This is a genomic window from Bacillus massiliglaciei, from assembly GCF_900098925.1.
GTDB classification, from domain to species: domain Bacteria; phylum Bacillota; class Bacilli; order Bacillales; family DSM-1321; genus Peribacillus; species Peribacillus massiliglaciei.
This window is the reverse complement of sequence record NZ_LT622352.1, coordinates 196514-217631: the sequence shown is the minus strand read 5'-3', so window position 1 is coordinate 217631 and position 21118 is coordinate 196514. Positions and strand designations below refer to the sequence as shown.

The 21118-nt window shown below is 39.4% G+C and carries 16 protein-coding genes; 14 read left to right on the top strand and 2 right to left on the bottom strand.

Annotated features, from left to right (window positions below):
* Positions 1-249: 249 nt before the first annotated feature.
* Entirely contained in the window at positions 250-495 is a 246-nt protein-coding gene (locus BQ4305_RS22185; RefSeq protein ID WP_407640129.1) for an MFS transporter, read from the bottom strand.
* A gap of 510 nt (positions 496-1005) precedes the next feature.
* Here BQ4305_RS22185 and BQ4305_RS02440 point away from each other — a divergent pair.
* From BQ4305_RS02440 to BQ4305_RS02400, 9 genes are all read left to right on the top strand, one after another.
* Positions 1006-1788: an aspartate/glutamate racemase family protein gene (locus tag BQ4305_RS02440; protein WP_110926300.1), complete on the top strand. Its 783-nt coding sequence runs from the start codon at positions 1006-1008 to the stop codon at positions 1786-1788.
* Between the two features lie 125 nt (positions 1789-1913).
* Complete coding sequence (locus tag BQ4305_RS02435; protein ID WP_110926299.1) at positions 1914-2999, top strand: mandelate racemase/muconate lactonizing enzyme family protein; 1086 nt, start codon at positions 1914-1916, stop codon at positions 2997-2999.
* A 4-nt stretch (positions 3000-3003) separates the two neighbouring features.
* Complete coding sequence (locus BQ4305_RS02430) at positions 3004-4203, top strand: MFS transporter (RefSeq protein ID WP_199880520.1); 1200 nt, start codon at positions 3004-3006, stop codon at positions 4201-4203.
* Positions 4204-4269: 66 nt separating this feature from the next.
* Positions 4270-4995: a hypothetical protein gene (locus tag BQ4305_RS02425; RefSeq protein ID WP_110926297.1), complete on the top strand. Its 726-nt coding sequence runs from the start codon at positions 4270-4272 to the stop codon at positions 4993-4995.
* Between the two features lie 110 nt (positions 4996-5105).
* On the top strand, positions 5106-6533 hold the full coding sequence (locus tag BQ4305_RS02420) for a sodium:solute symporter family protein (RefSeq protein ID WP_110926296.1): 1428 nt from the start codon (positions 5106-5108) through the stop codon (positions 6531-6533).
* Between the two features lie 215 nt (positions 6534-6748).
* A complete protein-coding gene (locus BQ4305_RS02415; RefSeq protein WP_110926295.1) occupies positions 6749-7993 on the top strand; it encodes a M20 family metallopeptidase in 1245 nt (414 codons plus the stop codon).
* Positions 7994-8174: 181 nt separating this feature from the next.
* Positions 8175-9626 (top strand): sodium:solute symporter family protein, encoded by a 1452-nt coding sequence (locus BQ4305_RS02410; protein ID WP_110926294.1) that lies wholly within the window; start codon positions 8175-8177, stop codon positions 9624-9626.
* A gap of 16 nt (positions 9627-9642) precedes the next feature.
* A complete protein-coding gene (locus BQ4305_RS02405; protein WP_199880519.1) occupies positions 9643-10998 on the top strand; it encodes an amidase in 1356 nt (451 codons plus the stop codon).
* Between the two features lie 36 nt (positions 10999-11034).
* Positions 11035-12153 (top strand): zinc-binding dehydrogenase, encoded by a 1119-nt coding sequence (locus BQ4305_RS02400; protein WP_199880518.1) that lies wholly within the window; start codon positions 11035-11037, stop codon positions 12151-12153.
* An 88-nt stretch (positions 12154-12241) separates the two neighbouring features.
* Here the strand turns inward: BQ4305_RS02400 and BQ4305_RS02395 are convergent, their stop codons facing one another.
* Complete coding sequence (locus BQ4305_RS02395) at positions 12242-13600, bottom strand: IS1182 family transposase (protein WP_110926291.1); 1359 nt, start codon at positions 13598-13600, stop codon at positions 12242-12244.
* 358 nt (positions 13601-13958) lie between these two features.
* Here BQ4305_RS02395 and BQ4305_RS02390 point away from each other — a divergent pair, with 358 nt between their 5' ends.
* From BQ4305_RS02390 to BQ4305_RS02370, 5 genes are all read left to right on the top strand, one after another.
* Positions 13959-15002 (top strand): IS1595 family transposase, encoded by a 1044-nt coding sequence (locus BQ4305_RS02390; RefSeq protein ID WP_110926371.1) that lies wholly within the window; start codon positions 13959-13961, stop codon positions 15000-15002.
* A gap of 86 nt (positions 15003-15088) precedes the next feature.
* Complete coding sequence (locus tag BQ4305_RS02385) at positions 15089-15433, top strand: hypothetical protein (protein ID WP_110926290.1); 345 nt, start codon at positions 15089-15091, stop codon at positions 15431-15433.
* Positions 15434-15693: 260 nt separating this feature from the next.
* The gene (locus BQ4305_RS02380; RefSeq protein ID WP_199880516.1) at positions 15694-17712 is read left to right on the top strand and encodes a sigma-54 interaction domain-containing protein; all 2019 of its coding nucleotides are present in this window, start codon (positions 15694-15696) and stop codon (positions 17710-17712) included.
* A gap of 151 nt (positions 17713-17863) precedes the next feature.
* Complete coding sequence (locus BQ4305_RS02375) at positions 17864-19627, top strand: M28 family peptidase (RefSeq protein WP_234396849.1); 1764 nt, start codon at positions 17864-17866, stop codon at positions 19625-19627.
* A 112-nt stretch (positions 19628-19739) separates the two neighbouring features.
* The gene (locus BQ4305_RS02370) at positions 19740-21104 is read left to right on the top strand and encodes an amidase (protein ID WP_199880515.1); all 1365 of its coding nucleotides are present in this window, start codon (positions 19740-19742) and stop codon (positions 21102-21104) included.
* The last annotated feature ends 14 nt before the right edge of the window (positions 21105-21118 follow it).

Below are 21118 nucleotides of genomic sequence, written 5' to 3'. Positions count from 1 at the left end.
AGGAGACCTGCACACATCCGATTAGGAATACTCATAACGGCATCCAGTTTCCCGGAAATGTCGAGCTAAATGTTCCAGCAAGGTAGGATAGAAATAATAGACCGATTATGCTGGAAGAGAAATGATAAGGTGCCCCGTGTAGATGGTAGGATAAATAATTAAACACCACTATGAAAATAAAAAAGATGATTCAAGCAATATAATACGCCGATCTTAGTTCGTAATTCTTTAGATGGATATTAAGATGCCCTAAAACTTCCTTAAGCACCAAAGAGTTGGGGGATGTTTTGATGTAGGTAAATAAAAAACAAATAACAGAAAACAGAAAATACCTATCACCCCCATTGTTAGATAGGTGTATCGCCATCCCCATAAATCAGACGTGAATCCACCGATGATTCTCCTGCCCATTCTCCCAATGGTGTTTCCGCTAATATAAAGCCCGTTTGCAACTCCTGTAGCTCTTTTTTCAAACTCTTCTGTGGCATAAGCAATAGACGGTAAACAAGCTAATGTGACCGCTTGAGTGTTCGTGCAATTAGAAGGTACCAGAAGTCCGAAACAAAAAAGATCGCAAGTGAAAATAAAGATGATGACAATAGCCCGAAAGACATTAAGTTTTTTCGGCCGATATGGTTAGAAAAAGGGGCCAGCTAATAGTTAAAACAAACTCAATGACAATGTTACAAGGGAAACAGTTAAAAACTTGCCATTGCAGGAGAAAACTTCAAATTCTCTGGATTTAAGGGAAGTACGGCTGTGTAAAATGTAAATTTGAAAATAAGAGGAAAGAACCGAAACTTAGTGCAATAGTGGTCTTCCAGAATTGGCTTGTTTTTTCCTTGATATAGAAATTGAGATCTTGTTTCATCATGCTTCACAACCTTTGTATTTCTACGGTTCATTAAATTACAATGCGATTTTTATGCCAATCAAACTTGATGCCTAAAACTGGCATAGAACTTGCAGGTATTACTAACGAGAACGAATAAAGGAGGAATGACTATGAAAATAGTTTATGTACTGCCAGGACCGATAAGTAGGACGGAACCAGGACTTCAAGAAATGGAGAGAAGATTAGAAATCCTGCGCTCCTATGCAGCGCCTGGTACACATGTTGATATCGTCGATGTAGATGAAGGCCCCGCATCCATTGAATCTCTTTATGAGGAATACCTAAGTATACCAAATACTGTAGATCTTATGTTGGAGATGGAGAAAAAAGGGTATGATGCAGCCATTTTAGGTTGTTATGGAGACCCAGGTTTAGATGCTGTTAGAGAAGTAACGGAAAAAATGGTGGTAGTGGGACCAGGTGAAGCGGGTGTAATGACAGCGGCAATGTGTGGTTACCAGTTTTCAATCATAACCGTTACAAATAGTATTATTAATCCACTGCATCACCTAGTGGAAAAAGCAGGGGTTGGTAAGAAGCTAGCTTCCGTACGTGCCATAAATACACCTGTTCTCGAACTTGCCAACAATCGTGAAAGAACGATCCAAAAGCTAGTCGAAGAGGGGAAGAAAGCGATTCATGAAGACCGGGCAGATACGTTGGTATTAGGCTGTATGTCAATGGGCTTCCTTAATGTTGCAGAAGAAATGTCTAATGTACTAGGTGTGCCTGTTATCAATCCTGGCAAAACCTCATTAAAGATGGCGGAAGCATTGGTTGGAGCAGGGCTATCACACTCCAAGCTTGCCTATCTTACACCGCCGAAAATTTCAACTGGAACAGTTACTTCTTCTAAAGGCTTGCTTGTGAAGAAAAACAAAATCGTCCAATAATGGAATACCCATATTTAAGAGAAAGGTTCGTGTTGAAAAGTCTAATCAACCCAAACACAACCTAATGCACCAAAGTAAAAGATCATGATTTTGCATTTTCCATTTTTAAGGAAGGAGGGAGCTTTTTGTACATTACAAAGGTAGAGGCAAAAATCGTACGAACACCTTTTAAGATCCCTTTTAAAATGACATATGGGAAAATGCCTCCATATCAATCCCATCTTATAGTTCGAATCACCACCAACACAGGATTGACAGGTCTTGGGGAAGCATCCGAATTACCTTTTTTCACTGGAGAGACTGTTGAAACAATGAAGGAGTTAGTGGAAAAAAAACTTGGCCCTGCCATTATTGGAAAACCGGTTTATTCGGTAAGAGAAATACATCATTCAATGGGAATCATTCTCGGGAATGCTACTGGTGCAAAGTCTGCTATTGATATGGCTTTATGGGATGTTCAAGGAAAAAGGTTGAAAACTCCCGTATATGAGCTTTTAGGTGGTGAGAGGAAACAGCCTGTCAGGGTGGCCTACGTATTAGGGGATGAATTCCCGGAGGAAATGGCAAGAGCTGCAAAAGAAATGGCGGAAGCTGGTTTTAATACGCTGAAAATTAAAATTGGCAGCGACTTTCGAAAAGATATTGAAGCCATTTCTCAAATTCGGCAGGCAATAGGTCCAGCCATTCATTTAAGAATTGATGCAAATCAGGGATATAAAGTAAAAACGGCCATCCAGGTGATTAAAGAAATCGAACCATATAAGATTGATTACATTGAACAACCGGTCCCCGGATGGAATCATGATGGATTAAGACAAATTAGAAGTGCAACATCTATTCCTATCATGGCCGACGAGAGTGCCCATACGTTAAAGGATGTGTATGAGCTTGCAAAAAAGGAAGCCATCGACCTGATCGGTATTAAGCTAATCAAATGCGGCGGTATCACACCAGCTGTTCAAATCGCACAGTTTTCAGAAGCAATAGGTCTTCAATGTGTGTTAATTAGTCCATGGGATACTCTGCTTGGAACCAATGCAAGTCTCCATCTTTCCACTATTTTGCCTGGGAATTACTCACATGAAATGGTTGGTCCTTATTATTTAAAGGATGACCCTTTTGGAGTGGTAGAGATTAAGGGAGTGATGGATATACCTAAGGGTATTGGATTCGGCATGGAAGATATTTTCGATGAGATTATGGAGGAGTAGTATCATGAATAAATTTCAATGGTTCATGGTCTGTTTCGTCAGTTTTATTCATTTTTTAGCTCTATCTCATCGAATGGAAGTCGTTCCTTTTCTGGTCGATCTAAAAGATATATATCATGTAGGATTTACTGAAGTAGGAGGGCTTTTATCTTCCTTTTTGCTTGGATACGCCATTTTCCAAATCCCTGCAGGAACTCTGGCAGACCGATATTCTCCTGTATCGTTAGTCGTTCTAGGATTGTCTTTAATGATGATTTCATCGATAATCTTTTCAATGACGCATTCACTTTATCTTGCCCTTATTTTAAGGTTTATTATGGGGGCTTCTGCAGCCATGATCTTTTCTCCAGCTATAAAACTAATTTCAATCCATAGCCCTAGAGAAAAACGGGGATTAAGCATTGGCGTACTAGAGGGTGCCGCAGCTGCTGGATCGTTATTAACTTTAACTGTTTTTCCGATTCTATCAATCTATGTAGAATGGAACACATTATTTCTTATGTTATCTATTCTCCTTTTGCCAACATTGCTGCTATTCCTAAAGGTGCCAATGGGTAAAAATACAACAGAAATACAGGAAAAGAATGAAGTCCAGCCTAGGGTTTTTTTGAATTTGTTCAAAGATAAAAAAATCCACCGTCTTTTGGGAATTTCCTTTTTTGGCTTATTTGGACTTTATGGCATTCTGGCTTGGATGCCCACCTATTTGGAAGCAGCTATGGGATATACGAAGCAAGAGACCGGTCTGATCATGGCGATTATGATGATCGCACAAATCATCGGAGCCCCTCTTTCAGGTAAACTTTCTGATATAGCAGGGCAAAGAAAGTCTACTCTCATCATCGGTTCTATCTTAGCGGCAGGATGTTGTTTATGGTTGATATTCCTAAACGACACGGCGATATATTGTACAGCTTTTGTGATTGGCATCGCTATTTCATGGTCTTTAGCCCCGATGCTGACTCTCGCCACTGAAATGGTACATATTAGTAGCGCGGGATCGCTTATTAGTATCATGAACACGGTTGGTCAATTAGGATCAGCGATTTCTGGATATGTGTTTGGTATGCTATATGATTTGTTCGGAAGTTTCCAAATAATCTGGATTGTCAGTTTTATTGCTTGTCTGATTCGAATTATGTTCAGTTTCGGTGAGCTTGAAAATCATCAAGTCATAGAATCAGAGAAAGAAATTAATATTTAATTATTTAGAATTTGTTTCCAGATAATTCATAACTAACAGAATATGGTGTCAAGGAAAGATACTAGGATGCTTGAAACCATCAAAAGCGAAATGAAGGGGGAAAGTGAAATGAAAAGAATAATCATGTTGCTATTTAGCGTGATGCTGCTTTCAATTAATACCGTTTCGGCAGAAGAAGCAGCGCCGGTTTTAAAAAGCGCCAACCTTGAAGTTATGTATGAAGATGTTATCAAAGTAACGGAAAAAATAACGATTGCCAACTCCGAAGCAATCCCTGAGGGAACATTAGAGCATATCGTAACCAAAATCGGGGGTGCGCATTTTGAAGATTTAGTGATTAATGGAGAGGATCAAGAGCTTACCTATGAGTTAAACGAAGGAAATTCTGTTAATAGAGTACTAGTATCTCTACCTGAAGGCAGTAAAGGAGAATTTACGTATACAGTAAGTTATCAATTTACAGATACAAAAAATGAGAAAATCCCATTTGTCGTACCGGCAGTTAATACAGCTGGAGATGGTAATGTAGTCTCATTAAATGTCAATCTCCCAAAAGGGAAATATCTGCATGAATCATTTCCTATCATTGATTCTGGAGATTCGGGGATGGTCAAAGAGGATATGATGAACATTCCAAGTTACGTAAATCTTGAAACAGGTTCATCGCCTGCAGGGTTATTTAAAACTTCAAATCTATATACCATTTTCGGATTGGCTGTCATCTTGGGAATTATTTTGGCTTGGATTATTGGTGAAAGAAAAAGTAAGGGTGGTGAAGTAGTAAATGTTTAATCTAGGTGCTCCCTTTACCTTTTTTGTCCTCTATACCATTGTTTGGATTGCTGGGTATTTCCTATGGGCTGTTAAAAGTGAAAAAAATAAATAAAAGGAGGGGATTGTGAATGTTTGAAGTAAGTACAACGTTTTATGTGGTGTTGGTTTTATATTTTGCCGTCATTCTTGGTATCGGAATCTGGTCGGGAACAAAGAACAAAGGAACAGAGGATTTCTTGGTAGCAGGAAGATCCATTGGGCCATTAGTGGGTGGTGCCGCATTTGCAGCTACACAAATGAGTGCAGGTACATTTGTAGGAACACTTGGTATACATTACTTAACTGGCGGGAGCTTCCTTTGGATTTGGGCTGGACTTTGGTTCGGCTGGTTAATTGCAGCTACCCTGGTCGGCCCTAAGTTTCAATCTTTTAAAGGGTTAACGGTACCGGACTACGTAGGTACTAGATTTAATAGTAAAGCGGCTCGGGGAATATCAGCGCTTTTAATATTAGTAGCATATACCGTTTACCTAACTGCACAGTACCAAGCAGGAGGAAATATTTTTCAGACACTATTCGGAATTCCGTTCATCTGGGGAGCGATCATAACCGTTGGGATCACTTTACTTTATACGATGATTGGCGGAATGAGAGCTACAGCTTATAGTGATTTCGTTCAGGCGATTATTATGGCCGGCTGCTTTTTTGCTGCCATTCCATTGCTCTTTAATCAAGCAGGTGGAACAGAGTTTGTCGGGAATTTCTTAGCCGAATTTAGTCCTAATATGTTAAGCTGGCATTTCGGTTTTAAGGAGTTGCTTGGTTTTGGTGCAGCCTTTGGGTTTGCAATGGCTGCAGCGCCATATGAGTTAGCAAGAATGTATACATTAAAGGATAGGAAGACCGTTAAATTAGCAATCGGCTTTTCATTTATGTTCCAAGCAGTTGTTGGTATTTCTGTAGCAGCAGCAGGCATGGCCATTCGAGCACTCTTCCCATATATGCCTACACCTGATATTGCTTCTACCATCATGGCCATAAATATACTTCCGCCAGTGGTGGGGTCCTTGATTATTTTAGCAATTCTCTCAGCGATAATGAGTACAGTTTCCGGCATTATGATGGTATCTGCTTCCGCGTTTTCACATGATTTCTATGCCACGATGATCAAGCCTAACGCCAGTGACAGTGAAAAAATGAAGGTAAACCGAATTGCGGTACTAATACTAGGAATTATCCCTATTTTCTTGGCGTTAAGACAGTTGGACATTGTCCAATTCATAGTCATTCTCCAGGCATCCTTAACAGCGAGCTTTTTCTTTGCAACGGTGATTCTTGGCCTTAACTGGAAAAGAGGTACAGCTGTGGGAGCCATTGTTTCGATGATCGGCGGCTTCTTCACAGCATTGTTCTGGTATTTAGCAGGTAATCCGTTGGGGATTAATGAGGTTATACCTGGAGTCATGGTCAGTTTAGTCTCATTTATTGTTGTTAGTCTAGTAACGAAACCTGTGCCAAAAGAAGCGCTTCAGCCATTCTTTGAGGATGTGAAGTAAATGATCAAGATCAAGGGGGGAGATTTATTCCTTCCCCTTTTTTAATTGTCACTTGAAACAACTATAAGTTCGTTTAGGTTAAAAAGTAGGCGGTGTATCCTCACCTAAATGAACCTAATTCCTATCGGAAATTGAATATATAATATTAAAAACCTTGTTAACAGGATGGCACAGAACTTGCATTAATATTGTTGTAAAGAGAAAGGGGTGCAGCCATGAATGTAGCAATTGAAAAAATAGTAGATTCGATGGGTAATGAAATCGTATCTCTATTGCAAAAAATGATTCAAATTCCTAGTGAAAATCCACCAGGAAACTATGAGGAAATTGGTGACTTTCTAGAAAAGGAACTCTTATCTTTAGACTTTGAGGTAAAGGTAGTCAATGTACCTGAGGAAGAGACGAGGAAATTAAATCTGCAAACACCTCGGAAAAATGTTATTGCTGTCATGAAGGGGAATGGAGGAGGGAAAAATTTAATTTTTAACTCTCATATTGATACGGTTCCAGCAGGAGACTTGGAACAATGGACCTACCCGCCTTTTTCAGGAGCCATTGCTAATGGCAAGGTATATGGAAGAGGTGCAACAGACTCCAAAGGGCGCTTAACCGCTTATATTATGGCTGCTGTGGCGTTAAAGAAGTCCGGAATTCCTTTTTACGGTGATATTGTAATCACAGCTACTTGTGATGAAGAAACTGGCGGTGTTCTAGGAGCAGGTTATGTCACTGGTCAAGGATTAGTTTCCGGTGATATGGTGGTTGTGGAAGGCTACAGCAATCATATCGTTCGCGCTATGGCAGGAGTTCTTCAGTTAAGAATTAAATCTACAGGCCGTCCTGCTCATGCAGCCTTCAAATGGAAGGGAATAAATGCCGTTGAAAAAATGGCAAAAGTCATACTGGAACTAACTAACCTGCAAGAACAATTAAAAAATGAACCTTCAGAAGTTGAGGGAATGAGTTATACTACCGTCAATGTTGGAGTTATCAATGGGGGAACCAAGGTGAATGTTGTCCCTGGCACCTGTGAGATTGAGGTGGACTTTCGGGTGATTCCAGAACAAGCCCTTGATGATATTTATAATCGGGTATCTACTATGATCGAAAGGCTTCAGATGGAAGATCAAGAGATGAACATCCAGATAGAGCGAGTGCCGGATTTTCAAACCAATCCAACCGTAACAGAAGCGAATTCACCTCTAATCGAGGAATTGCAATCGGCCATTCAAGAAGTATCAGGAACCACACTTCCTGTCGTAGGTATGTTAGGACAATCAGATACACGTTGGTTTATCCAAAATGGAATCCCAGGTATTAATTTTGGTCCTGGCACAAATAACAATAATCTCCATGGTTATGATGAGTTTATGGAAATTGAGGATTTAATACAGACGACCAAAATATTAACTGTTCTTATTAAAAATTTCTGTGGAACAAAAGAATTTGTCACAGAATAATAGATTTATTATATTCTCGTTATTCGGAAAATAAAATAATTTTAAAAAGGGGTTAGAGAAGAATGGGTACTTTTCTGGGATTATCAGCAGCAAATTGGATGATTTGGATTTCTATGGTTGTATTCATTATCGCCTATTTTATTATCACCGAAGCAATCAATAAAAAGGAGGGGGATAAATAATGGCTATCGCTGTTCTTATCATTTATATGCTTACTGTCATTGGGATTGGATATTACATGAAATCCCGTATTCAAAATGAGCTGGATTTTTTAGCTGCTGGAGGGAAATTAGGGGTCTGGGTTGGAGGTATGACACTTGCAGCCACTCAGATGAGTGCAGGTACTGCGATTGGAACGGTAGGTTTCCACTATCAAGTAGGCTATAATTTTGCTTGGATTTGGCTCGCGATTTGGGCTTCATGGGTCATCATGGCCATCTTTATTGCACCTAAAATGAAAGCATTCTTTAATTCAAATAAGGCTTTAACCATTCCTGATCTATTAGGTACCCGCTATGAAAGTAATGCCATCCGATTGATTTCTGTAATTATTTTATTAGTTTGTTACGGGATGACAGTAGTAGCTGAATTAGTTGGGGGATCTTATTTATTAAATGTGGTTTTCGATATCCCTATCCCATGGGGTGTATTAATTATTGCATTTATCTTTATTGCTTACACTGTTATGGGCGGGTTATTTGCTATTGCCTATACAGACGTACTTCAAATGCTCGTCTTTGCTTTAGGATTTGCTATTGCAGTGCCTATTGCAGTATCAAAGGCAGGAGGCTTTAGTAAATTAAATGAAACCTTATCTTCTATTGATCCGAATCTAGTTGCAAATGGTATGCCTTCATCAGCCTTAACGGCAGTTGCACTATCATTCTTTATCATGATGATCGGATATCCGATTATTGCTGTTCGTTTTTATTCAATAAAAGATAATAAAACGATCCGTCGTGCTGTAGGTGTATCTTTTATTTTTCAAGCTATTGTAGCTGTTTCTATCGCCATTCTGGGAGTCAGTGCAAGAGTTCTATATCCTAATTTAACTTCACCTGATTTAGCCAGCACTACAATCGCCATGGATCTATTGCCGCCAGTATTGGGTGGATTACTTTTAGCAGCAATTTTAGCAGCGATTCAGTCAACTGTAAGTGCCGTTTTGTTGATGCTTGGAAGTTCAATCTCTCATGATATTATGAAAAATGTAATGAAGAAAAAATTAAGCGATAAACAACAATTAAAGATTACGAGAATAGTGGTATTGATAATGGGAATTATACCAATTCCATTTGCGTTAAACCCCCTGCCATTAATTCAGCAAATTTGGATAAATGCAGCTGCCCTAATTGGTTCATCCTTCGCAGTTTCAATTTTGTTAGGGTTGTACTGGAAACGTGCAACAAAAGCTGGTGCTATTACTTCCATGGTTGGCGGAATAGGCAGCGCTATACTTTGGTTATCACTTGGGAACCCATTTGGATTGGATCCTGTTTACATCAGTGTACCGGTAAGTCTATTAGGAATGGTGGTTGTCAGCTTACTAACCAAACCGGTGTCAAAACAAGCATTAAAACCATTTTTTAAAGATGTCCAAGCATCAGAGTCTGGAAACACAATTGCAGGATAAAAAGGAGGAAATTCCATTGCCTTCAACAGATATGAAGCAACTGCTTTATAAGTCAATTGAAGAAATCAGTACATTATACAGAAATAAAGAGGTATCTCCGGTCGAGATTACGGAAGCAACTTTAGACCGCTTACAGGAATTGGAGCCAAGGCTAAATGCATTTGTTACGGTCCTTGGTGAGCAAGCTTTAGCGAAAGCAAGAAAGGCTGAAGCGGTTTTCGTAAAAGGGGAAAATGTCAGTAAGTTATTTGGGATACCTGTTTCATTGAAGGATATTTTTATGACAAAAGGGATTCGTACTTCACTCGGATCAAGAATTATGAAGGACTTTGTTCCAGAAGAAGACGCTTTTGTTTATCATGCATTACAGGATAATGGTGCCATCATCATTGGGAAAAATAATATGCTTGAATTTGCTTACGGGTCCGTACACCCAGATTATGGTCAATGCAATAATCCGTGGAATGTAAGCCGTACAGCTGGTGGATCTAGTACTGGGTCTGGCGCGTCAGTTGCCGTAGGGATTGGATATGCCTCAATCGGAACCGATACAGGGTGCTCCATCCGCGTTCCATCTTCCTTTTGCGGTATTGTTGGGCTGAAGCCAACCTATGAAACGGTTTCACGACAAGGGTTGTTCCCTTTATCTCATTCTTTAGACCATATCGGGCCGCTAACTAGGACTGTCCGAGATAATGCAATTGTTCTGGAACACATTTCTTCCCGCCGCTTTAATTTCGATTCCTGGGGAGAGATTCGCGGGATAAAAGTCGGCGTCATCCGATCATTAACAGATTCTATTATGAATCCGGAAGTATCTGCGTTAATGGTATCTGCCATTCAGCAACTTAAGGAATTAGGTGCTCAGCTTTACAGTGTAGAGATTCCAGGAATTGAATCAATCGAAGAAGCTGCCATGCCTATTGTCCTTGCGGAAGCTTCGACGTATCATCAAAAATGGTTTGATTCGAGGGAAAAAGATTATTCTCCAAACACCTATGCCAACCTAAGAGAAGGCTATAAGGTTACAGCAGTAAGCTATTTGGTAGCCTTAGAGAAGAAAAAGGCTTTCACAGAAGCAGTTGATCAAGTATTAAAACAGGTGGATGTACTGATTTGTCCAACGGTCCCATATCCAGCTACTGAAAAGGACCCTTCCTTTGAGGATGGAAATATCGATATTTCTCAGCGAACGATTCCATTTAATATGAGTGGACATCCGGCTCTATCTCTGTCAGCAGGAAATACTGGTTCAGAAAATCTGCCGGTGGGGCTGCAAGTCATTGGACAATACTTTGATGAAGAAACCATATATCGTATAGGTGATGCCTTCCATCAATCTACAGGCGGCTACAAGAAGCCACCGCTTTAAATGAGAGAAATGGATAAGGCGGAAGGAGGGGATATCATGTTAAAAAACGATTCAATTAATACGACAAAACCTAACCATGTTCCTGATACCATGACAGCTGTTGTCATTAGGGAACATGGTGGACCGGAAGTACTAAAGTATGAATCAATCGAAACTCCCGTGCCGGGGCCTGGAGAGGTATTGCTTAAAGTTGAGGCAACTGCATTAAATCACCTAGACATTTTTGCAAGAGAGGGCTTAAAAGGACCTGGGGTCCCAGAAATCACATTACCGCATATATCGGGTGTAGATATTGTCGGAACCGTTGAATATTATGGGCAAGGGCTCTCTGGACAAAAAGGCGGACCTGCCATAGGAGAAAGAGTTATTATCAATCCTGCTATCGGTTGTAATGAATGCCGCTTTTGCCGACGTGGAGAACCAAGTATGTGCCATGACTATCGAATATTGGGAGAACATTTTTGGGGCGGTTTGGCTGAATATGTAGTTGCCCCTGCACGCAATATTATAGCTGTGCCTGCTCACATTCCATCTGAGGTAGCTGCAACTGCTCCAGTTGTTTACACTACTGCATGGAGAGCTGTTATGACGGTTGCCCAGGTAAAACCGTCAGACGTGGTCCTTGTAGTTGGGGCATCTGGAGGTCTGGGATCGGCTCAGGTGGAAATTGCCGCAGCAGTAGGCGCTACTGTAATCGGAATTGCGAGTACCGAGGACAAACGCCAAAAAGCACGTAATAAAGGCGCTGTCGCCATGTTTGATTCAAATAGTGATTGGGAAGCAGAAGTAATGGAATGGACTAATGGCGAGGGTGTAAGTGCCGCTTTTGATGCGGTAGGAGCTCCTACCTTTAGGAAAAGTTTGCGGTGTTTGGATATGTGTGGGAAACTGGTCCTATCCGGAGCAACCGCTGGTGATTCGCCTAATTTAAGTATAAGAGAAATCTATCAGCGTCACCGCCAAATACTAGGCGCTCCGATGGGAAATTGGGAGGATTTCTTACAGGTGACGAACCTGATCTGGAAAGGAAAATTACAGCCCACTATTCATAAAGTATATCCATTCGGAAAAATTGCTGAGGCACAACAAGAATTAGAAGAAAGAAATCATTTTGGAAAAATAGTGATAAAAATAAGTGAAGAAAAGTTGCACTGATAAATAAAAACAGCCTTTTGTCTTTTTGAGATTTTCTTAGGTATTTTATGGTCTGATTTTAAGCAAAATGCTCTTCGAGTATTCTATTTTAGACCATAGCCGAAGCTTGCCATGTCCAATTGGCAAGCTTCTTTAAATTCATAGCAGCAAAAGTAAGCATCGCCTGCATGGACAATTTTTTAATCCCTCGAAGGGTTGTCCATCGCATACCATGCTTTTCTTTCGCATCCGCAAAGACACGTTCAATCGTTTCTTTGCGTCTTGCATATATTTGTTTGATATCGTTTTGATGACGAAGATGATCTGCTTCCTCCACATACTGCGCCCAAATATGACGTTCAATCATTTTTCTGTGATCCTTACTATTTGTACATTGAGCGAGTAAAGGACAATTTGCACATTGAACTGGGTTCGACTTGTATTGGCGTTTGCCTTCTTTGGTGGTAGTTGAATATTTTAGAACCTGTCCTTCCGGACATAGGTAGCAATCATAGTACTCGTCATATACATAATCGTGCTTGCGTAAAAACCCATCTTTCGTTTTGGGTCTTGTATAAGGAAGTACTGGTTGAATCTCATGTTCAAATAAGAATTTAGTAATCGCAGGAGTTTTATAAGCAGCATCGGCAGCAACAGCAAGTGGCTTCTTCACTTTTTCCATAACCTTTTCAACAAGTGGCTGAAGCATATGACTATCATGAACATTTCCAGGTGTCACAACCGCCCCAAGTATAAACCCATACCGGTCCGCAGCCGCATGGAATGAATAAGCAAACTGTTTCGTTCTTTCATCTTTTACATAATAGCCACTTTCAGGATCTGTTGTACTCTCTTTAATCTCCTTAACTTCTTCTTTTTCAAATTTATCTGATGGGAATGGTTTCTTCCCATGATCAACTCGATCCTGATTCAATTCTTCTTGAAGTTTAGCTTCATATGCCCGAGTCTCTTTACGAACTATCTTCTTTTCGAATTTACGTTTATTCGCACTTGCTTTAACATGTGTTGAATCGATGAAGACATGGTCAGCACTTAGTAGTCCTTTATCTGCAATTTCTTTAAGAATTCGATAGAAAATCTGTTCGAAGATATCCGTATCTTGGAAACGACGTTCATAATTTTTACCGAAGGTAGAAAAGTGCGGTACTTCTGAATGAAATCCAAACCCTAAAAACCAACGATACGCCATATTTGTTTCAATTTCTCTTATTGTTTGACGCATTGAACGAATTCCAAATACATATTGAACAAATGTCATTTTAATTAATACGACTGGATCAACACTAGGTCGACCTAGTGTTGAATACAGTGATTCAACTAGTGGATAGATGAAAGAAAAATCAATCGCTGATTCAAGCTTTCTGACCAAATGATCCTGTGGTACAAGTTGCTCTATTGTAATCATTTCCATTTGATCACGTTCACTTATTTGATTTTTTGTCATCATATCCATTCACCTCAGACATTTATTTAGAAAGGAGTTGATTGTAGTGCAGGCGGCGACTCCTGCGGGAAAAGCGTGAAGGCCGATACCCCGCAGGAGCAAAGCGACGAGGAGGATTGGGCCACGCCCGCGGAAAGCGTCCGCCGAAACGAAAATCAACTAACACTATTTCAAAAACTATTACTATTATTTTAAAAGAAAAAAGACTGTAGGCAAACTCGAATTTCGAGTTTGTCTACAGTCTGAAACAGCCTTTTGGCTGTTTTATTTTTTTGGCTCTGTTAAAGTTAGTTGTTGAAAATTGATTTATAGGAACAAATGTTCTAAAATTAAGTTAACTATATTAGAGTTGGTGATGATTGTGAGAGCGACTGAAATTCTTAAAGCTATTCAAAAACTAAATCCAGCAGAGAAACATCGATTACGTGAATATTTAATCGATGCACTGACTGCATCAAGTTCGACTGGAACCGTTCTTCACGAAATATCTGAACGTAAAAATAAGAATGGTTATCAATGTCCAGACTGTGAATCGGAACATATTGTACGTTTCGGTAACTACACAACAATCGTTGATGGTGAAGAAGTTAAAAAGCAACGCTATCGCTGTAAGGCTTGTAAAAAAACATTTACCGACCTCACAAATACAGTGCTTTATCGAACTCGTCACCTTAACCAGTGGATTAAATTTGTTGAATGTATGATAGAAGGTTACTCTCTTCGTAAGTCTGCTGATTTAATTGGGAACATAACTCACGTCACACTATTTTATTGGAGACACAAACTATTGTCCTCATTAAAACAAATTGAAATATCAAAATTCGAAGGTATCGTTGAAATGGACGAGACCTATTTCCTGTATTCTGAAAAAGGACAAAGAAAAATTAAAGGTCGGAAACCTCGTAAGCGTGGAGGCTCTGCAAAGAAGCGAGGAATAAGTAAAGAACAAGTATGTGTATTGGTTGCGAGGGACAGAGATAAGACCACTTTTTCAGAGATTTTAGGAATGGGTAGAATAACGAAAAACCAATTAGACAAAGCTATTGGGCATAAACTTTCTAATAGAAACATATTATGCACAGATTCTTGGCGTGCATTCAAAACATATGCCGATGAAAAGGGTATGGATATATATCAATTCAAGTCCGATGGTAAAGTTCGTACAAAGGGACTTTATCACATTCAGAACGTTAATAATTACCACCGAAGACTTAAAGGGTGGATGCAACGTTTTAACGGAGTTGCCACAAAATATTTAAACAATTACCTCGCTTGGTTCCAAGTATTAGAAACCATTCAACATCAAAGAAATGAAGTCACGATGAAAGACTTGATTATTAGAGGGAATTTGATACAAAATATGGAAACATATGATACACTCAGATTAACTAAATTCGCCGTATAAATACTGATACTTATTCAACTAACGACGCAGAATAGTTGAATAAAATGATTGAATTTCTCATTAAATTTTTTTGAGGGAGGGATTATTTGAACATAAACATTGACTCACTCGTAACTTTCCTAATTATGTGGGGAACACCTACAATTATGATGCTTATAGCCTATCTGAAAATGAGTAAAGAGGATAAAAATGATGTGAAAAAAGATTTTAGTTCTGCACGTTTTATTTTCACTTTTGGTTTCTTGGCAACAGGTTATTTTCTTGCTTCTTTAGGAAATTTATTGACTTTAAACGTGCTGAGGTTACTGGGAATTCCCTTAATGATTATTGCGGGGATTATCATAGCGATGAATATATGGAAGAAAAACAAAGTAAGAAGTGTTTCTATACCTTTGCTTATTTTATTTCTAATAGTCATAATTATGAGGTAAAAATATTTTATGTTATCTGTTGTACTAACTATGGTCTTTCGTTGAAGAAGACATTATTAAAATCAGACCTTCCAATGTGCGGAGGTTCTGACTTTTTCATATAAACAACAATAACCTTTAACAGAGCCATTTTTTTAAATCGTCATCATTGACTGAAAAATCAAAAAACTTTACAATGTTGCATTAAGATAGGTCGATTTAGGGGGGGGATTAGGTTGCCTAAAATTTTAGCAGTCACGAAGGATAATCGTACTTATAATTTGTTTTTAAATCAAATTTTAGATTTTTTTAATGGAAAAGTGACAATTTTATCAAGCGAGCAATGTCATGATTATGAAGATGTTGATATCATATTGCTCTCTAATAAAGAGCTCGAAGAACACCAGTACCCCGCAGAAAAAGTTTTAATTGCTAGAAGGACGATTAGCATTGCAAAATTAGAAGAATTACTCTCTTTGCCGGCAGGAGCCAAATGCCTAGTAGTAAATAACTTAGCCTCAACAGCCTCTGAAACCATTGAAATTTTGGAAAACCTCGGATTTGAATTAAAGTTCTATCCCTATTACCCTGGAATCAAAACGTATCAAAAAGTAGAGGTGGCCATTATTCCCGAAGCACTTGAAATGGTTCCAAAAGGGATAAAAAGAATGATCGATATCGGGTTGCGCCCATTAGATTTTTCAACCCTCATTGAACTTTCACTTAAGTTAAACATCAATATCGATCGAGCCAATATTCAGTCAGCCAGATACATTCAAGAAATCATAAAATTAAGCAGAAACCTTTCACACTCCTTTAAAGAGGTTGCCCATCTCAATCATCAATTAGATGCAATTTTAAACACTGTACATGATGGAATTCTTGCGACAGATGCCGAAAAGAAGATTATAAAAATAAATAGATCAGCAAAATCAATGCTCGGTATGCATCATTCAGAGAATGATATCATTGGAAAGAAAATTTCGGAAATACTTCCAAAATTGAAGCTGAATTCCTATATAAATGATGATTTATCGCAAAAAAACCATGTTATATCCTTTAACGAAAGAAAATTAATTATCAACAATAGTTCCATTGTAGTGGATCAAAAAAATAGTGGAGATGTAACAGCTTTTCAGGATGTAACACGGATTCAGGCTTTGGAGCAGGAAATCAGAAAGAAGATACAAAAAAAGGGGTTTTCTTCAAGGTATTCGATATCAGATATCATTGGTAAAAGCCAGCGAATGAAGGACATCTTGCATATTATCAACAAGCTGGCTAAAACAGACCGGACTGTATTAATATTAGGGGAAAATGGAACTGGAAAGGAATTGTTTGCTCATTCTATTCATCAACTATCATCCCGTCATAACGGTCCTTTTATTCCCGTGAATTTTGCCGGGCTACCTGAATCATTAGCGGAAAGTGAACTTTTTGGATATGAAGAAGGGACATTTACTGGCGGAGTAAAAGGTGGTAAACAAGGACTTTTTGAATTAGCACATAATGGTACCATCTTCCTTGATGAACTTGGGGACGCTTCTAAAAATCTGCAAACTCTGCTCTTACGTGTTTTACAAGAGAAACAAGTGATGCGGGTTGGGGGGAGAAGTATTATCCCAGTCAATGTCCGTGTGATTGCCGCAACAAATAAGGACCTAAAAAAGATGGTGGAAGAAGGAAGCTTTCGCGAGGATCTCTATTATCGGTTATTTGTATTGCCGCTGCGCATACCGCCTCTTCGAGATCGAAAAGAGGATATTCCGGAATTAATCACTCATTTTTTTAAAGAGTTTTGTCCCACTATTCCCGCTATATCGGATGATGCCTTGAATGAGTTAGTCAATTATAATTGGCCAGGAAACGTAAGAGAGTTGGCAAGTGTTGTTCAATACATGATTACGGTGATGGAAAATAACGTTATCACTTTTCTTGATTTACCGGAACAGTTTCACCGGACAGGACCAACTGTTGTAATAGATGATGCCTTATTGCAGTTGACTAAAGAAGGGGATTTGGTAGACTTTCATACAATACTATGTAGTTTACTTGAAGCCATGCAGGAGAGGAAGAGCATAGGCAGAGGGAAAATCGTTTCGTATGCTAAGGAAAAAGGAGTCCTCCTAACGGATCAACAAGTTCGGCGCAGAATGGAAACGTTGAGGGATCTGGGATTTATTCAATCTGGAACAAAAGGCCAGGGTAGCAGATTAACCCAAATGGGTATGAATACCATGAAACAAATGGAAAGATTGATAAATGAAAACGAAAAAGTTATGAAAAGGCTGTCCGAATAGGACAGCCTTTTTTAGCCTAATAGACCCTAAATAGGCAGCCTTTGTCGCAGATGTTGTCTTTATTTCTAGTCTTTAAGTAATTTCGTAAATTGGCACAATACTTGCATTAATAGTATATGAAACCATGTATACAAGAAAGGGGATAGAATCAATGTCAACTGTTACAAATATTGCTCTTGAGAAAAACTTACTTGATGAAATTAGTATGGAGGTTCCCAAAGCCGTCCTGGAGAGATTCTGCACGTTAATTCGTGAATCTGGTAGTGAAGATGAAAGAATTGCTGCAGACTTCTTAACGAATTATTTACAAGAATGGGGTGTACCGCATAAGGTCCATCACCCTGAATTATATTTAAGCGTTCCAAAAAAGGCTTATCTAAAAGTAACGGCTCCCTTTGAAAAAGAATTTCGAGTTAAAACACCTTCTTTCTCAGTTGCAACTGGTGATGATTCAGTCAGTGGTGAGCTTGTTTATATAGCTACTGGATATGCAAAAGGCATTAATGATATTTTCGGAACGGCAGTAGATGGCGACTTAGGAGATTTACAAGGAAAAATCGTCCTTACTGAAGGGTATGCGATGCCAGGAAAGGTAAGGGAATTTGCCGAAAAGGGAGTAAATGCGATGATTTTCATCAACCCTGGCAAAAACATTCACGAGGGTATATGTACACCAATCTGGGGAGCACCGGATTTAGAAAACATGAATAACGAACCAACCATCCCGGTTCTTGCGATCAATAAAAACGATGGCGATGAGTTAAAAGCATTAATTGAAAAAGAAAGCGTAACGATTGAATTCAAGACATATCTTGAAAAAAGCTGGATGGAGTGTCCCGTAATCGATATTTTTATAGAAGGAACAGAAGAACCAGAAAAATATGTTCTTCTACATGGCCATTTAGATTCTTGGCATGAAGGAATCGGAGATAATGCTACCGGGAATGCTGCATTACTAGAAATGGCACGGATTATTTATATGCACCGCGACCAGTTAAAGAGAAGTGTACGAATTGCAGTTTGGACAGGTCATTCAACGGGCAGATATGCGGGTTCGAGCTGGTTCGTTGACCAATTCGGTTTAGATTTAGATAAAAATTGTATTGCACAAGTGAATTGTGACTCTCCAGGATGCCGCTGGGCAACCTCTTATGAGTATATGATGTGGACGAGCGAAGTTGATGAATTCTGTACAGATGTTATTACCGATGCTGTCAATCTCCCTTCAAAAGGATCAAGACCACTTCGTGCAGGTGATTATTCATTTAACAACATTGGTATTACTTCCTTCTTTATGCTTTCTTCCAGCATTCCAGAGGAGCTTCTAAAAGAAAAAGGCTACTATCCTGTAGGCGGGTGTGGAGCAAACATTGAATGGCACACTGAAGAAGATTTAATGCATGTAGCGGATCTAGATATCCTTTTAAAGGACATTAAAGTATATATTACTGGGGTGTTACGTGCAGCTAATAGCACGGTTCATCCATTTAATTTTGTGAAGACCGCGGATGAGTTTGAGAATACGATTAAATCCTATCAGGACGCAGCAGGCTCCAATTTTGATTTTACTCAAGCATTAAATGAAGTGTCTGCACTTCGTGAAGATTTACTAGCATTCTATGACAAAACAAACACATTTAAAGATTTGGAAATCAGCAACCCTGTAGTGAAACAAGCAAATGAAGTCATTGAAAAATTAGCGAGAATCTTGGTTCCAATTAACTTCACTAAGCGTGGGAAATTTTGGCATGATCCTGCTCTTAATGTTCCAGCCCTGCCAGACATTGCACCTGCCTTAAACTTTAAACAGGTACAAGAAGGAACTCATGAGTATAAGGTTTTAAAAACACATTTAACTCGCGGCCAAAACCGTGTCATTTGGGCCCTTCAACAAGCACGGGAATTACTGTCTTAAGAGTGTCTGCTGCTGGGAGTGTCAGGGGCTTGCTGACACTCCTTTTACCGAGAAAGAATGAAGCATTAAAGGCTCGACCAGACCAGACTGACAAATGGAGGAGAAACTGACCATGGCCATATCAAGTGCAAAAGATTTACTATTTAAGACAATTGATGAAATTGGAACGTTGTATCGCTGTAAGGAGATATCACCGGTTGAAGTAACAAAAGCAACTCTGGAACGTTTGGATGAACTCGAGCCGAAGTTAAATGCTTTTATTACAGTGATGGCTGAAGAGGCTCTTCAGAAAGCTAAGGAAGCAGAAGCAGTATTCCTAAAGGAAGAAGCAGTCGGTAAATTGTTCGGTGTGCCTGTTTCTATAAAAGATATTTTTAATACACGGGGAATCAAAACGACATTAGGCTCAAGAATTTTACAAAACTATGTTCCTGATGAGGATTCCTACCTATATACAGCGCTACAATCTTCTGGTGCAATTATTTTTGGTAAAAACAATATGCTTGAATTTGCTTACGGTTCTGTACATCCTGATTATGGTCAGTGTAATAACCCCTGGGATGTCAATAGAACTTCCGGAGGCTCAAGTACAGGTTCAGCATCATCCGTAGCAGCCGGAATTGGGTTCGCCTCGATTGGAACCGATACAGGGGGCTCAATCCGCCTGCCATCCTCATTTTGTGGGGTTGTCGGTTTAAAGCCTACCTATGATAGAGTTCCACGTGAGGGATTATTCCATTTATCCCACTCATTGGACCATATTGGGCCGTTAACGAGAACGGTTCGCGACAATGCAATTGTATTGGAATGTATTTCTTCTATCCCAGTAAACTTTAATTCTATTTTTACCGGTTCGATTAAAGGTATGAAAGTAGGAGTTATCCGTTCTTTAATCGACATATCTGCAGTTCATCCAGAGGTAAGAGAACTGGTGAATGCAGGGATTAATCAGCTTGCTGAACTGGGGGCTGAAGTCATGGACATTGAAATACCTGAAATTGCAAATATAGGCGAAATCGCTCTTCCAATATTGATGTCAGAAGGATCCTTCCATCATAAGAAGTGGTATCCAGAACGTGCAGTCGATTACGCGGAAGGAACCAAGATCGTTTTGGCAGAAGGATCCAAAATACCAGCGACAAGTTATTTAGAAGCACTTGCTAAGAAAATAAAGTTTGCTGAAAAAATCGACAGTCTATTCGTTCATTTCGATGTACTTGTATGCCCAACCTCACCAAGTCCTGCAACGGAAAGTGATCCCTCATTGGAAGATACCACCTATGACTATCTTCAACGAACCATTCCGTTTAACATTGCCGGTAATCCTGCATTAACGGTTTCCGCCGGACTTACGGTATCTGAAAACTTACCTGTAGGTCTTCAGTTCATCGGGCGTCACCATGATGAAGCAACCATTTATCGTATAGCCGATACATTTCAAACAGCCAATGGAGGATATAAACGCCCGCTTATTTAAGGGCCATTTTTCAA

Excerpts from the sequence above, each read along its gene's own strand:
- BQ4305_RS02440 (WP_110926300.1), top strand. The coding sequence starts at position 1,006 with ATGAAAATAGTTTATGTACTGCCAGGACCGATAAGTAGGACGGAACCA.
- BQ4305_RS02430 (WP_199880520.1), top strand. The coding sequence starts at position 3,004 with ATGAATAAATTTCAATGGTTCATGGTCTGTTTCGTCAGTTTTATTCAT.
- BQ4305_RS02425 (WP_110926297.1), top strand. The coding sequence starts at position 4,270 with ATGCTTGAAACCATCAAAAGCGAAATGAAGGGGGAAAGTGAAATGAAA.
- BQ4305_RS02420 (WP_110926296.1), top strand. The coding sequence starts at position 5,106 with ATGTTTGAAGTAAGTACAACGTTTTATGTGGTGTTGGTTTTATATTTT.
- BQ4305_RS02415 (WP_110926295.1), top strand. The coding sequence starts at position 6,749 with ATGAATGTAGCAATTGAAAAAATAGTAGATTCGATGGGTAATGAAATC.
- BQ4305_RS02410 (WP_110926294.1), top strand. The coding sequence starts at position 8,175 with ATGGCTATCGCTGTTCTTATCATTTATATGCTTACTGTCATTGGGATT.
- BQ4305_RS02400 (WP_199880518.1), top strand. The coding sequence starts at position 11,035 with ATGTTAAAAAACGATTCAATTAATACGACAAAACCTAACCATGTTCCT.
- BQ4305_RS02395 (WP_110926291.1), bottom strand. The coding sequence starts at position 13,600 with ATGATGACAAAAAATCAAATAAGTGAACGTGATCAAATGGAAATGATT.
- BQ4305_RS02375 (WP_234396849.1), top strand. The coding sequence starts at position 17,864 with ATGTCAACTGTTACAAATATTGCTCTTGAGAAAAACTTACTTGATGAA.
- BQ4305_RS02370 (WP_199880515.1), top strand. The coding sequence starts at position 19,740 with ATGGCCATATCAAGTGCAAAAGATTTACTATTTAAGACAATTGATGAA.